Below are 13,106 nucleotides of genomic sequence, written 5' to 3'. Positions count from 1 at the left end.
GTCTTCGTTTTGCTATCCGTGAAGGTGGTCGTACTGTAGGTGCTGGTGTTGTAGCAACTATCGTAGCGTAATTATTAGCCTAGCTAATTTTTACCCAAAAACCCGAGCTTAGTCTCGGGTTTTTTAATGTCTAAAATAAAGTGTCATATAAAAGCGGTGTTCCTACCTTTGGCCTAAAGTAACTATCGTAGCGTAATTACTAACCTAGCTAATTATTAAGAACTGAGTTTAATCTCGGGCTTTTAATACCTAAATAACTTTTTCACCTAAATATTTACCTCCCAGCAGTTCTCACAACATATAAAAATTAATTACTAATCTAGCCGATAGGTTTGAGTCTTGATAAAGTAAAATCAAAGCCAGCTAACAGGAGCATATATGCTTAATCAAACCATATTTAGCGCAGAGCAGGTGAGAGATAACGAAGCGCTTGCAGCTAAAAATAGCCATTGTGATTTATTTACCCTCATGGAGCGCGCAGGAGAGGCTGTATTGGATCAATGGCAGTTATTTAACGCCCAGCATGCCTTGGTGCTTGTAGGGCATGGAAACAATGCTGGAGATGGTTATATTGCTGCGAGGCTTATAAAGCAATTAGGAAAACAAGTGAGTGTATGCGCAGTTGATCCTAACAAGGCATTAACAGGTGATGCAGTAAAATCGCAGCAGTTATGGATTGAAGCGGGTGGACTTGTTTCTCATTTTACAAAAGATGCCCTTAATGAGTGCGATATAGTTATTGATGCTCTCCTTGGTACTGGGCTTAAAAATACAGTGAGTGATAACTTTGCTGGCATTATTAAAGCTGTGAATAACAGTGGTAAGCCCGTAATAAGCATTGATATACCGTCAGGCATTGAGGCTAATACCGGACAGCCATTGGGGTGCGCAGTACAAGCTACTTCAACCGTTACTTTTGTGGGTATTAAGCAAGGGCTCACAACTACAGCAGGTAAACAATATAGCGGTAAGTTAGTATTTGATGATTTAGCAATTGGCGATGCGTTTATTCGTATAGCTCAATCATCAGGAACCCTGATTAATATTAATAGCTTTAAAGGAATAGCCACACGAGCAATCAATAGCCACAAAGGCAGCCATGGCAAGCTTTTATGTGTTGGTGGTAACCAAGGTACTGCAGGTGCAATTAGGCTAAGTAGTGAAGCTGCCCTTAGAGCCGGTGCTGGCATGGTAAGAGTGTATACACACGAAAGCTCAATAACCCCCATCAGTATTGGCAGACCAGAGCTCATGGTAAGCAGTAATAATTTACATCAAGCGCTAGAGTGGGCAAGCTGCGTTGTTATTGGCCCAGGGCTTGGGCAAGACGAATGGGCACAACAAACGTTCGATGAAGTAATGCAGTATTGCCAAAACAACAAAATGCCATTAGTTATAGATGCAGACGCTCTTAATTTACTGGCTAAGCAAGCTTCATCATATATGTTAGATCAATGCGTACTTACTCCGCATCCTGGTGAAGCCTCTCGACTCCTGAGTGTTAGTACCAGCGAGATAGAGTCAGATCGTTTTAATTATGCTCGTCTTTGCGCCAAACGTTACACAGCAACTTGTGTATTAAAAGGCGCAGGAACATTAATAGATAATGCTCAGCAAACGTGGGTATGTGAAGATGGTAATCCGGCACTCGCTGTTGGAGGCAGTGGTGATGTACTTACCGGTATTATTGGTGCATTACTTGCTCAAGGTTTAAATATTGATGAAGCAGCACGCTATGGTGTAACACTACACGCTAAAGCCGGCGATATCGCAAGTGAGCGAGACGGGCAAAGGGGAATGCTACCCAGTGATTTATTCTCAATTGTAAGAGAGTTAGTTAATAAAGTGACGTGAGGTTAAGCGTCACTCAACTATTAGTGTTCGGTTTTAAATTGTGAAACGTCATTGCACCCACTAAAAAGCATACACCTACATAAAGCCAAACACTGCTTGCTATAATATTCCACGTATCGGCACGCATTAATGCAGGGATAATTATTAAGCTTCGTATGATACACAAGGTTGCAATAGCAATTAAAGCGGTTCTAGTAAGTACTATGTTACGCACTAAGCCAATTGCTGATAAGGCAAATGCAGTACAGGCAAACATGAGTCCAGCTATTGCAATACTACCTAAAGGCGCAAAGAATGTACCTTGCTGTGATGATTCTATTATTTGTATTGGGGCGCGAGCAAATATAAACCAACTAGTGCCACCCCATATACAAAGTAAATGCCATATAGCTGCTGAGAATGAAATTACTCCCGCACTTAATAAAAATTTTGCTTTTATATTTAACAGCATTTTATCTCACTAATTATTAAGCTGTAATAAATCCCATTTTGTACCATACAAGTCTTCAAAAACCACTACGGTGCCATAGGGTTCTACTCGAGGTTCTTCGTTAAATGTAACGCCTTTAGAAAGCATTAAATTATAATCTCGCCAAAAGTCATTGGTATGCAAAAACAAAAACACGCGACCACCCGTTTGATTACCAATAGCGCTGATCTGTTCGGGTGTTGTGGCTTTAGCGAGCAGTAGATTAGCCCTGCTCGAATTAGTCCCATTTGAACAAGCCCCGTTTGAATTTGGAGGTGAAATTAACACCCAGCGTTTACCATCTCCTAAATCAGTATCTTCGACTAACTCAAAATTAAGCTTTTGAGTATAAAACTCAATTGCCTCGTCGTAGTCTTTAACAACTAATGCAATGCTGCCGATATGCTGTTGAACGTTAGTCATGTTTAGTTTACTCCGTACTCTTAAATAAATGTGCTTTTTATCATATTAGTAAACGATTACGCAGGGTATATGCCCCCAATATGTAACTTAGTTATAGGTATAAATTAAACAGTATCAATCTGCCTTATAATAAAAAGCAAAACCCAGCCGAGGCTGGATCTACTTTAAATCGATTTTTTAGTACTAAGTGCATAAAGTGTTTATCTGTGTAATTCACCAGCACGTTCTGGTTGATAGGTTACTTCTTTTATTTTTACCTTTATTAAGCCGCCACTCGGTTTAGGCCACTCAATTTCGTCGCCTTGTGACAGTCCAAGTAATGCGCTACCAACGGGTGATAGTATCGATATTTTATCGCCGTTAGAGTCACTATTTTTTGGGTACACCAAGGTTAACGTAAATTCTTCTTTAGAAGACTCAACAATAAAGTTTACAGTTGAGTTCATCGTTACAACTGACGATGGCATATCTTTAGGTTCGACTATTGTTGCTCGTGCCAGTTCAGCTTCCAATTCTTCTTTATTAGCAAAGCTACCTGCAGGAAGTGATTCCATTAAGTCATACAATCTATCTGCATCGAGTGATGAAATGATTAGTTCAGGTTTTTTATTCATCTTAATATCCTTAATAATTTTTAATAAATAAAATTAACTCTGAGTATGGCTTGGCATGCATTTAAGAAGCAAAAGGATACGCGAAGTTATTTTATTAATTAACCACACCTGTGGCTTTTACTTTATTTGTGCCCAATAGCTAAAAACCCAGCCGAAGCTGGGTTTTTGTTTGAGCTAGGTGCTTAGCAGGTGATGTTTATCACATCATGCCGCCCACTAGCTTGTTTTTAAAGGGGTGCAAGCTTAATTTCTAAAATATACCCCAACTTATACCCCACTTTTTGTATGGGTGCATTGTTGTAAGTTCATACCTATGAAATCAGTTTTTCTGAGGGAAGTAAAGAATGATATTCCCCATTATTATAATTAGCTCTTAGCGTTCTAAATATCAAAAATGCATATTCATAATAAAGTATTGACTGCATTATTTAAAGGTACTAATTAATTTCGTGTGTTATATAGGTACTGACCTCATAATATGAAGCTGTGTACTTAAGCAGTGAGTGATTATTTAAGGGTATCAATTTAATGGCCAGTGTAAGCCGCAGTTAGGGTAACCACTATAATCTAAAAAGGAAATATTACATTATGAGTTATAAAGATTTTAATAGTTATGAAGCTATTATACATGCGATACAGGAATACAGGTCACTAGGGCGTGAAGAGTATCTTATAAGGTATAGAGGTAAAGCTACAGCATCCAACAGCTTTACCTACTTTGTTTGCTACGAAGGTCTATTGTATGAATGTAAGCCTATTTTTCTAGGTGCATACTTTCATCAATTTGGTAAACATTTAGAAAATACGAGTACTAGCGGTGTTAAAGGATCCATAAAACCTATATTGGAAAGTTTGGGCTTTTCTGTTTACTCTGGCGTTGATAGCGAAGTACCTGAAGACATTGCTGAATTAATTGCAGAACAGCCAAAGAGAGCTCCAATATTCGTTAACCGAATCATTAGGAACTCACAGATCGCAGAAGATATAAAAGAATTATATGGTCACAAATGTCAGATATGTAACGAAGTATTAGAAACACCAAAGGGGTTTTATGCTGAAGGGGCACATATAAAGCCATTAGGCTCTCCTCATCATGGTCCAGATACTAAAGAAAACCTATTGTGCCTTTGCCCAAATCACCATGCGCTTTTTGATAAAAAAGCTATTGTTATCCATGATGATTATACAGTGGATTTTATAACATGCCCCCAAGGCAAAGAAATAAAATTGACAGTTCATGTCGAACATAAAATTGATCAAGCTTTAGTCAAATATCATAGAGAAGAAGTTTAATAGTAATTTAAATTCTTGCCTCTAAAGAGATAACGGTGGCTTCAGTTGTAGTACATGTATCTTTTATAAGGCAGACATGAGTGTCTTTAAAGGTAGCGCGAATGTCTTTAAAGGTAGCGTGAGTGTCTTTAAAGGTAGCGTGAGTGTCTTTAAAGGCAGCAAACTAACATTGAGTTTTCGGCATTTTGTAAAAAAAGAAGACGCGGTTTTTTCCTACGTTACTTTTATTTATAATTTTATAATTATTTATAATCGTTATATTAATTTATAACATATTAAATTTTGTCCGTAATATCTAAATATGGTTTTAATTCACATTTTAAAAATAATTTTCATATGGATGGCATAATCAACTCCGGCAAAGGTGAGATTGTTTTTATATTTTCAGTCTAGCCTTACTTCTGATTACAGGGTGGACTGAGCTTACTCCCAAGCTATTCTTAAGGGAGAGGGCAACTAACCCTGTGGTTATGTCATAAACCTACTTGTAAAGAATAGATAATAAAAAAGCTGTATAATCACAGCCTTTCAATTTAAAGATGAATACTTAATATATTAATCTTCGAACCACTTAAACAAACCGTAACCGGCAGCAGCTATTATTGCTACTGGTGCTGCTACTGTAATGATTGCTCCTGTAGCCATACCACCACCAACCGCTGCACCAACGCTTGCCATTCCTGACGCAATAGCTGCACCACCTGCTGTTCCAGCCGTTCCCGCTGTTGCAGCTAATGCTGCACCAGTAGTTCCTGCTGTAGCAGACATAATTGTAGCTGCTGAACCACCGACAACTGCTGATGCAGTTGTTGCAGCAGTTGCACCTGTAGCTACTACACCTACACCACCAACAACAGTTGATTTTTTAATATTTTCACTCATAGAACCTCCAAAAATAGTCGATAAAAAATACGATATATAATATAGTAATAATTGATTTATTATGCAACTTATAGGATAACATCTAAACAGGAGTGTTTAGATGTCTACTTATTAGAGTTCCTGAGGCCTTAGTACCTTACTCCTGAACTATAAGAGTAGCTGAACGTTACTTCTGATCGGCAAAAGTGAATTGACCTTACTTCTGAGAACAAAGAGGAGGAGCTAAGCTTACTCCAAAGCGATAAGGATCGTTGAGTCTTGCTAGAGCCTATTCTTAGAAGGTGGGGCAACTAACCCTGCTATTAGAGTTCCTGAGGACTTAGTACCTTACTCCTGAACTATAAGGGTAGCTGAACGTTACTTCTGATCGGCAAAAGTGAATTGACCTTACTTCCAATATTTTTAATACCTTACTTCTGAGCACAAAGAGGAGGAGCTAAGCTTACTCCAAAGCGATAAGGAGCGTTGAGTCTTGCTAGAGCCTATTCTTAGAAGATGGGGCAACTAACCCTGCTATTAGAGCCCCTGAGGACTTAGTACCTTACACCTAACTATAGGGATAGCTGAACCCTACTTCTGATATTACTTTAGTCGCTTATTCAAAATCGTAAATTACATTGCAACTGCTTGTAAGACATATAGCCCTCTGCATGGTTTAGTCATATCTAAAATTAACTCATTTAGTCTAGTGGACTAGTTATTGATGAGAGATATCTCTCACTTTTGAAATGATCCCCAGTAAACACTTTTGAAACCTTATATTATTCTTTGGCTTGCTGATTTTCAGCAAGGGTAAATTATTAATTTATAAGGTTAAATTATGAAGTTTAAAAATAAAATCATTCGTTTGAAAGAGTTAAGGGAAGAGCTACAAGTTAGTAAAAGTACCTTATGGCGCTGGCGGCTAGATCCTAACTTTCCAAAACCTATTTTACTTGGTTCTCGCTCTGTAGGCTTTTTTGTGAAAGATGTAGATGCGTGGCTTCTTACGCGTAAAAAGATGACAGAGAAGGGGCAAGTTCAATAATCAGTTCTATTTGTCTCTAGACATTATGCACGGTTTGTATTTTTAAAAAAAAACAAAAATAAAAAACCGATACTAAACAACAGCATAAGAAAATAACCATGTAATACATGGTAACTCGAAAATATATTTAAGTGGCTAATTTAAAAGAAGAAATCAAGGTTTTCAAATATGAACGATAAATTAGAGAAATCAGTAACCATTAGGTTTACTAAAGATGATTATAACAAGTTAGAAGTTAAGGCTGAGAATGATGGTACGACTATAGCTAACATCATCCGTAAATCTTGCCTGAATTATTTTGAACAACAAAAAATAGAAAACCAGTTAACCCTTATGGAACAAAGACAAAGTGAACTTTTGATAGAAACATTTTCGGCTATGCTTAATTTGAGTGAAGATAAAAAAGAGGAGGCCATTGATCGTCTACTTGAAAATGGAATTAAAATTTAGTGATTTCGATATCGAAGCAATCACGTCTGGAATATTATATGGAAGACGATGAGGCTGGTAGTAATGCTCTGCCTATAGATGTTCTTTATGCAGGGGAAGTGGCAAAAGCGCTTAAGTTAAAGCCGAAAATGTATTTTAATGAGTTAGTTAATATATTTTCGGCATGCGATATTGATGGAACACAACTTATTGGTAGTAGTAAGAGTAAGAAGTTAAAGATACTGGATTTAGTTTTTAATGCACCTAAACCTATCTCTAAAGCTTATGCACGAGCTGATGATTTACTTCAAAAACATATAGATGACGTTCAATTTAAATCTGTTTTAGGGGCTCTAGAGTTTTTAGAGAAAAAAGTATCTTTTACTCGTACTGGACAGGGTGGGAAACATTTAGAAAAGACTAAGGGGTTTGCAGCAATACTGTTTAAGCATTACCAGTCTAGAGAAGGCGATTTTCATTTACACACGCATGTATTACTCTCCCGACTAACTTTAAGACAAGATAACAAGTGGGCTAGTTTAAAATCCCAGTTGGTATACCGTTGGCAAAAGGCTGCGGCAAAGATTTATAGAGCATTACTTGCCAGTGGCTTAAGAGAGCTAGGGTTTCAAATAATCAGGATAGAAGAGACAGATTGTTTTACATTTTTAGGGAGTAACCTTGAGATTTGTAGGTTTTTTTCCAAACGTAGTGAAGGAATCAAAAGCAAACTTGAAGAGATGGGCCTTGAAGATAGTAGTCCAACTATAAAGAATAAAGTTTCACTTTATTTGAGAAAGCCAAAGGTAAAGAAAAGTAGGGCTAGCCAAGTAAAGGCATGGCGTGCAGCTTTAAGCCACCAAGGCTATACAAGAGATTATTTTTATAAGAACCTGAATACAGAAAAAATACCAGCCCTAGAGGCTATTCCAATATTCCAAGTTATTAAAGAATTAACAAAATCAAAAGCAATTATTGATATCCATAAAATATATGAAATAACAGCTACTGAGGCTCAGTTTTTTCATGTGAACCTATCTGAAATTTTAAATACTGTTGATACTATCCTCAAAAACAAAAGACTACTTGGTCCACTAAATGATCCTTTTGGCAAAGAAATATACACAACGAGCTCCATGTTAAGATCTGAACGTGAATTAATAAGTATTACTGATTTACTGCGAAAGGATACTACTTATCAGTTATCTGAAAATGTAGTTATGGTGGCCATAGAAAAGCAAGAATTAGAGCTGGGGTTTAAGTTATCTTTTGAGCAAAAGAATTCAGTATTGGAGTTGTGTCAAACAAGGCTCGATATTTTACAAGGTAGGGCTGGCGCAGGGAAGTCTACTTCAATGGGAGCACTGCGCATTGCTTATGAGTTATCTGGTTATAATGTGGTTGGCGCTACGGTATCTAAATCTGCTGCAATTCAACTAGAAGCTGATACGGGGATAAAAAGTAGTACTTTCGAAAAATTGCTAATAGAGATCAAACACAAAAATAGAAAATTTGTAAATACAGTAGTTTTAATTGATGAAGCTGGATTAGTCCCTTCATTAGCTCTTCTAGATTTGTTAAAAGGTTTAAAGCAAGCTGGTTCGAAATTAGTTTTAGTAGGAGAAGTTGAACAATTACGCGCGATAAATCATGGTGGCTGCCTGTTGTATTTATCTAAAAGATATAGTTTTACTGAGCTACAAACGATATATAGGCAACGAGAAAATTGGGCAAGAAACCTTGTAACTTTGCTGAGAGCCGGTAACTCTGAAGAAGGACTCAAAGTAATGGCACAAAAAGATTTATTGCATATAGCTGAATCTCGAGACCATGCATTAGAAAGCTTGATTGAACATTGGGATCGATTTGTTAGAAATACTCCTAAAAAGCAGTGGATGGTTTTAGCGTATAACTGGAAAGATATCCAACCTCTTAATGGACTTATTCGAGAAAATCTTCAGCAACAAGGTATGCTTGGTAAAGAGGAGATTGAGGTTAACTGTACTGTCTCTGATAAATATTTTAAACAAAAATTTTCTAGTCAGGATCGTGTAAGGTTTACCCAAAATAATCCTGGATTAGGTTTAATCAATGGCCAATTAGGTCGGATTATAAAAGTTGAATATACCAATTCAGATATTCTCTTTATGGTAAAAAAAGACTGTGGAGAAAAAGTAACATTTTTAAAATCAGAATATTCGAACGAGAAAGACGCACTTCAGTTAGTACATGCATATGCTTTTACGGTATACAGTAGTCAGGGAAGAACGATAGATGGCGATACTTTTGTATTTTATAACAAAGCAATGGATAGGGCAGCTTCCTACGTTGCAGGCTCAAGACACAAAAATCGTTGTCATTGGTTTGTAGACGGCAGCACTTTAGATGTTCATTATGGTTTAGATGCAGTAAACGGAAAAGACCAAAATACTATTAAAGTAAAAAGGCTTGCTGAATATATGGGTTCTGAACGCTCAGAAGTAATGGCTTTAGAATATTGGGGAAATACGGCTTAATACTGCTATAAATTTTTATTATTAAGAGACAAGTTTTTAAGGCGTAATTATACATATGGATAAAGATCTTCAACAAAACCCTCAAAGAACTGCCCAAGTGGCATTAAAAACTTTTTTTAATATAATGAAAGCTTGGCTTATCGAGCCGTATGAGCAAAAGTTATTACTGGGTAGCCAAGGTAGCCATATATATGAGAAGTGGCACCAAGGAGGTACTGGAAGCCTTAGTGAGGATGTATTGATACGAATCTCTTATATCATTGGAATTTATAGAGGGCTAGGCTTAATATTTAATGACCGCTCAAAGGCTGATAGTTGGATAAATAAGCCTAACGAGCACTTCAATGGCTTTTCGGCACTTGAATACATCCTTGATGACGTAGATGAGGGCTTAGAGAGTGTACGTACTTTAATAGATATTATTTAGGTAAATTGCAACTACTCCATTCAGAGCTTCCTTTTCACTGTTGTTCATTTCTTTATTTCTTATTTGTTCGCACCACACTACTTTAGAGCAGCTTATTAATTCGATCGAGCGACGTGTGCGGTGCAACAGCTTGGCTATTTGGTTGCTGCTTGATACTATCCTAGTGAGATTTCTTTCATTTTGTCATTAAAAACATAGCGAAAAAAACACTTTGCTTCTGCCTTCTTTACTGAAAAGTATAAATATTAAATAAAAACCCTAAAAGAACCTCAGAGATTGCTTTGCGTGTTTTTTAACATCATGACGAAATGAGAAGCTACAAAGATTCTAAAACTGTGGCCAAATTTTATTGACCACTACAGACCGGCAGCTATGAGCGAGAAGCTGACGGTCGGATTTTTTACATCGTACAACAGCTCAAAGCTGCCGTTAATATTCGATTATTGAACATTCACTTTAAACCAACTAGAAGCAAACAAAAGTAATACATCCAAGATAACCGCTTTGATGGCGAATTCTAAGCTCGATTTAAAGAGACGATAACATATAGTGTAAAGGTGGGTAAAAATAATAAAGCAAAGTTGGATTAGAGCATGGAACTGCCTCCAAGCTCACAATCCCTATTTACTTACAAGTGGTTTTAAGTCATTCGTTCATTTTTTGATAAAACCTGATTGATGAACAATGCACAAAGAATAACTATCAGTGCTATCCATGTATTCATTTGAATGGCGTCATTAGTGACTAATGCGCCAATAAATACACCAACAGCAGGCACTATATAGTTTGTCATCGAAGTAAATACTGGCCCCGCATTTTTGATGCACATCATATAAAGGTAATAAACAATACCTGCACATACAGCGCCCAAATAAAGCAATGAAAATAGAGCCGTTGTAGAGGCTTCTTGGTATTCAAAAGGTGCTGTAATGAAAGCAATAATGATAAGCTGAATACTTGCCGCAGAAAGTACATTTCGTGCAACAATTAATGGGTGTTCGTTTCTAACGCGATTGAGTAATAGAAGTGCTATAGCAAAACATATCGCAGCAACCACAATAGCCATTGAACTTACCAAGTTGATTTCCCCTGCACCTGATAGTTCAGGATAGAATAAAACCAATAATCCACTAAAGCCCAAGACAACACTAATAGTATTGGCTATATTAATCTTTGCACCTTTGACAAAAATAGGCGCTAATAACAATACATAAAACGGCAGTGTCCCCATCAAAATTGCAGCAATAGAGCTATCTAAATGTTGCTGTCCCCACGGTACGAGTACAAAAGGAATTGCGGCTTCAAGTAAGCCAATGACGCTGAATAGTACCCATTGATTTCCTGTGCCTTTAATCCCTAGAGATTTACAAATCACAATTAGCGTGATTGCACCAATGACCGCACGTGTAGCGCCAATCCAAATGGGAGAAAAGCTCACTAAAGCAAACTCTTGAAATATGAATTGAGAACCCCAAATGAGTCCAATGGCTAATAATGTTAAATAATTTTTAAGAATCATAAAAAGTTAAACCTGAAGAAATATGTGTAAATTTGCATTGAAAGAATTGTTACACCAACTTAGCGTGGTTCAATATTAAGGTGGTGGTTAATTAAAATGCTTAATCAATAACGGCAACCGCATCAACCTCGAAAAGCATGCCATCTAGCGCTAATCTTGGTACGGGAACTAATGATTGAGCAGGAAGTGCCTTGCCAAACGTTTTAACAATATGCTTTGTCATCACATCAAGCATTGATTGGTCATAGTTAACAACATAAGTGGTTAGTTTGGCGACTTGATTTGGCTTTACATTAGCTGCTTTAAGTGCATACGTAAATTTTTATAGGCTTGCTCAACCTGTTTAGCAAACTCTGGAGATAACTCGCCCTCTTTATTTTCTCCACCTTGCCCTGCAAAATGAACAATACTACTCCCGCCTTTAGAAATAACTACATGACTAAAACCATTGGGTGCAGGGTTATATAAGCCGTCTGGATTTATGATGGTTGTTTCTACTGATGAAGTCATTGTTTTCTCTTGAGCGAAGCTGCTTGATGAGGTTATTGCCAATGTGGCAATAATAGCTGTTTTTAAAATGTTATTTTGTCGTGCTTTAAAATCGAACATAGAAAATCCTTTGTAAATAAAATAGTTAATGTTTATAAATGTTATTCTGAACCAGTTTGACAACTGGCTATGCTGACTTGAATGCGATGGCATCAACTTCAATCAGCATCCCTTCAAGCGCAAGTGCTGGAACAGGAATTAAGGTACTGGCGGGAAGCATACGTTCTTGCCAATATTTGTTTATTTTTTCTCCCAAATGGTAAGTTTTTCCATGTTGTGATCAACGATGAGAATAGTGATTTTCATCACATCGCTAAACTTCAAATCATGAGACTTTAAAGCAATGGCTAAATTGGCGAGTAGTGCCTGTACTTGATGGCGAAAATCTTCATTTAACGTATGTTCTTTTCCTTCACCACCGCTTTGGCCTGATATATAGACAAGTTCGCCATTTGAAGGTGCTTTTACTGTGTGACAAAAGCCATATGGCGTAGGGTCAAATAGCTCTGAAGGGTTATGAAAAGAAAGTGTCTTATTTGTCATTTTATTAACCAGTTTAGTCGTTGTTTTGTAATTCTGGCAGTAGTATAATTGTTAAAGTTAACTTTAAGTCAATGCTTTAATTTATAGAGTTTCAACATTGTTTTGGGAACTAATAATATGACAAGTAATGATTATTTAACTGTTGGTCAGTTGTCTGAGCGAAGTGGGGTCGCAACGTCTGCACTGCGTTTTTACGAAACTAAAAACTTGATTGTTGCCATACGGACGAGTGGCAATCAACGTAGATACAAAGCTGCAATGTTACGCAGAATTGCTTTAATTCAAGTTGCACAATCTGTGGGGTTCACTCTTGAAGAGATTACTCGTGAGTTGGAAGGGCTGCCAATGAATAAGACCCCCACGAAAAGAGATTGGGAACGAGTTGCAAAAAAGTGGCAAAAAGATTTAGATAGCAAAACAAGGCAGATTCAATCTTTAAGAGAGAATCTAACTGGTTGTATAGGGTGTGGGTGATGAGATGGACGCTCCCCAAAACGGCGTCAATGCGCCAAACTGGTATTAACTCACACTCAGTTAAAAGGGAACGTCCGTCATGAAAAT

General features: G+C 37.2%; 14 protein-coding genes and 2 pseudogenes. 8 read left to right on the top strand and 8 right to left on the bottom strand.

Features of this window, described 5'->3' with window-relative positions:
- Both GQR56_RS20565 and GQR56_RS20560 read left to right on the top strand, forming a co-directional pair.
- Positions 1–71, top strand: a pseudogene (locus GQR56_RS20565) (elongation factor Tu); the annotation flags it as partial.
- Positions 72–378: 307 nt separating this feature from the next.
- Positions 379–1,854, top strand: a complete 1,476-nt coding sequence (locus GQR56_RS20560; protein WP_166115126.1) for an NAD(P)H-hydrate dehydratase — start codon at positions 379–381, stop codon at positions 1,852–1,854.
- Between the two features lie 13 nt (positions 1,855–1,867).
- Here the strand turns inward: GQR56_RS20560 and GQR56_RS20555 are convergent, their stop codons facing one another.
- The 3 genes from GQR56_RS20555 to rnk all read right to left on the bottom strand — a co-directional run bounded on the left by GQR56_RS20555 (position 1,868) and on the right by rnk (position 3,360).
- Positions 1,868–2,305 carry a hypothetical protein gene (locus tag GQR56_RS20555; protein WP_024610811.1) on the bottom strand — a complete coding sequence of 146 codons (438 nt, stop codon included), beginning with the start codon at positions 2,303–2,305 and terminating at the stop codon, positions 1,868–1,870.
- A gap of 9 nt (positions 2,306–2,314) precedes the next feature.
- Positions 2,315–2,746, bottom strand: coding sequence for a VOC family protein (locus GQR56_RS20550; RefSeq protein WP_166115123.1), 432 nt, complete (start codon positions 2,744–2,746; stop codon positions 2,315–2,317).
- Positions 2,747–2,946: 200 nt separating this feature from the next.
- A complete protein-coding gene (rnk, locus tag GQR56_RS20545; protein ID WP_166115120.1) occupies positions 2,947–3,360 on the bottom strand; it encodes a nucleoside diphosphate kinase regulator in 414 nt (137 codons plus the stop codon).
- 588 nt (positions 3,361–3,948) lie between these two features.
- Here rnk and GQR56_RS20540 point away from each other — a divergent pair.
- The gene (locus GQR56_RS20540) at positions 3,949–4,653 is read left to right on the top strand and encodes an HNH endonuclease (protein ID WP_166115117.1); all 705 of its coding nucleotides are present in this window, start codon (positions 3,949–3,951) and stop codon (positions 4,651–4,653) included.
- A 555-nt stretch (positions 4,654–5,208) separates the two neighbouring features.
- Here GQR56_RS20540 and GQR56_RS20535 read toward each other — a convergent pair.
- A complete protein-coding gene (locus tag GQR56_RS20535) occupies positions 5,209–5,535 on the bottom strand; it encodes a hypothetical protein (RefSeq protein WP_166115114.1) in 327 nt (108 codons plus the stop codon).
- Between the two features lie 820 nt (positions 5,536–6,355).
- Between GQR56_RS20535 and GQR56_RS20530 the strand changes: the two genes are divergently transcribed.
- The 4 genes from GQR56_RS20530 to GQR56_RS20515 all read left to right on the top strand — a co-directional run bounded on the left by GQR56_RS20530 (position 6,356) and on the right by GQR56_RS20515 (position 9,934).
- On the top strand, positions 6,356–6,562 hold the full coding sequence (locus GQR56_RS20530) for an AlpA family phage regulatory protein (protein WP_166115111.1): 207 nt from the start codon (positions 6,356–6,358) through the stop codon (positions 6,560–6,562).
- 168 nt (positions 6,563–6,730) lie between these two features.
- On the top strand, positions 6,731–7,012 hold the full coding sequence (locus tag GQR56_RS20525; protein ID WP_165725953.1) for a hypothetical protein: 282 nt from the start codon (positions 6,731–6,733) through the stop codon (positions 7,010–7,012).
- Entirely contained in the window at positions 7,012–9,507 is a 2,496-nt protein-coding gene (gene mobF, locus GQR56_RS20520) for a MobF family relaxase (protein WP_346775784.1), read from the top strand. Before GQR56_RS20525 ends, mobF begins: the two co-directional genes overlap by 1 nt.
- Positions 9,508–9,562: 55 nt before the next feature.
- Positions 9,563–9,934, top strand: coding sequence for an MbcA/ParS/Xre antitoxin family protein (locus GQR56_RS20515; protein WP_166115103.1), 372 nt, complete (start codon positions 9,563–9,565; stop codon positions 9,932–9,934).
- A 640-nt stretch (positions 9,935–10,574) separates the two neighbouring features.
- Here the strand turns inward: GQR56_RS20515 and GQR56_RS20510 are convergent.
- The 4 genes and pseudogenes from GQR56_RS20510 to GQR56_RS20500 form a co-directional block, all read right to left on the bottom strand.
- Entirely contained in the window at positions 10,575–11,453 is an 879-nt protein-coding gene (locus GQR56_RS20510; protein WP_206018237.1) for a DMT family transporter, read from the bottom strand.
- A gap of 100 nt (positions 11,454–11,553) precedes the next feature.
- Positions 11,554–11,703, bottom strand: a pseudogene (locus GQR56_RS21390) (hypothetical protein); the annotation flags it as partial.
- A 38-nt stretch (positions 11,704–11,741) separates the two neighbouring features.
- Positions 11,742–12,062: a hypothetical protein gene (locus GQR56_RS21385; protein ID WP_206018236.1), complete on the bottom strand. Its 321-nt coding sequence runs from the start codon at positions 12,060–12,062 to the stop codon at positions 11,742–11,744.
- Between the two features lie 180 nt (positions 12,063–12,242).
- Positions 12,243–12,545: a RidA family protein gene (locus GQR56_RS20500; RefSeq protein WP_206018235.1), complete on the bottom strand. Its 303-nt coding sequence runs from the start codon at positions 12,543–12,545 to the stop codon at positions 12,243–12,245.
- Between the two features lie 117 nt (positions 12,546–12,662).
- Here GQR56_RS20500 and soxR point away from each other — a divergent pair, with 117 nt between their 5' ends.
- Positions 12,663–13,019 carry a redox-sensitive transcriptional activator SoxR gene (gene soxR, locus GQR56_RS20495; protein ID WP_166115100.1) on the top strand — a complete coding sequence of 119 codons (357 nt, stop codon included), beginning with the start codon at positions 12,663–12,665 and terminating at the stop codon, positions 13,017–13,019.
- Positions 13,020–13,106 lie beyond the last annotated feature (87 nt).

It is taken from the genome of Pseudoalteromonas sp. Z9A5, assembly GCF_011378875.1.
Taxonomy (GTDB): domain Bacteria; phylum Pseudomonadota; class Gammaproteobacteria; order Enterobacterales; family Alteromonadaceae; genus Pseudoalteromonas.
The sequence above is the reverse complement of the archived record's forward strand: the minus strand, read 5'-3'. Positions and strand labels throughout refer to the sequence as shown.

Bases quoted from the DNA above. Each gene is read 5' to 3' on its own strand.
- GQR56_RS20510 (WP_206018237.1), bottom strand. From the start codon at position 11,453: ATGATTCTTAAAAATTATTTAACATTATTAGCCATTGGACTCATTTGG.
- GQR56_RS20560 (WP_166115126.1), top strand. From the start codon at position 379: ATGCTTAATCAAACCATATTTAGCGCAGAGCAGGTGAGAGATAACGAA.
- GQR56_RS20535 (WP_166115114.1), bottom strand. From the start codon at position 5,535: ATGAGTGAAAATATTAAAAAATCAACTGTTGTTGGTGGTGTAGGTGTA.
- GQR56_RS21385 (WP_206018236.1), bottom strand. From the start codon at position 12,062: ATGTTCGATTTTAAAGCACGACAAAATAACATTTTAAAAACAGCTATT.
- GQR56_RS20555 (WP_024610811.1), bottom strand. From the start codon at position 2,305: ATGCTGTTAAATATAAAAGCAAAATTTTTATTAAGTGCGGGAGTAATT.
- GQR56_RS20525 (WP_165725953.1), top strand. From the start codon at position 6,731: ATGAACGATAAATTAGAGAAATCAGTAACCATTAGGTTTACTAAAGAT.
- GQR56_RS20500 (WP_206018235.1), bottom strand. From the start codon at position 12,545: ATGACAAATAAGACACTTTCTTTTCATAACCCTTCAGAGCTATTTGAC.
- GQR56_RS20530 (WP_166115111.1), top strand. From the start codon at position 6,356: ATGAAGTTTAAAAATAAAATCATTCGTTTGAAAGAGTTAAGGGAAGAG.
- rnk (WP_166115120.1), bottom strand. From the start codon at position 3,360: ATGAATAAAAAACCTGAACTAATCATTTCATCACTCGATGCAGATAGA.
- GQR56_RS20540 (WP_166115117.1), top strand. From the start codon at position 3,949: ATGAGTTATAAAGATTTTAATAGTTATGAAGCTATTATACATGCGATA.
- soxR (WP_166115100.1), top strand. From the start codon at position 12,663: ATGACAAGTAATGATTATTTAACTGTTGGTCAGTTGTCTGAGCGAAGT.
- GQR56_RS20550 (WP_166115123.1), bottom strand. From the start codon at position 2,746: ATGACTAACGTTCAACAGCATATCGGCAGCATTGCATTAGTTGTTAAA.
- GQR56_RS20515 (WP_166115103.1), top strand. From the start codon at position 9,563: ATGGATAAAGATCTTCAACAAAACCCTCAAAGAACTGCCCAAGTGGCA.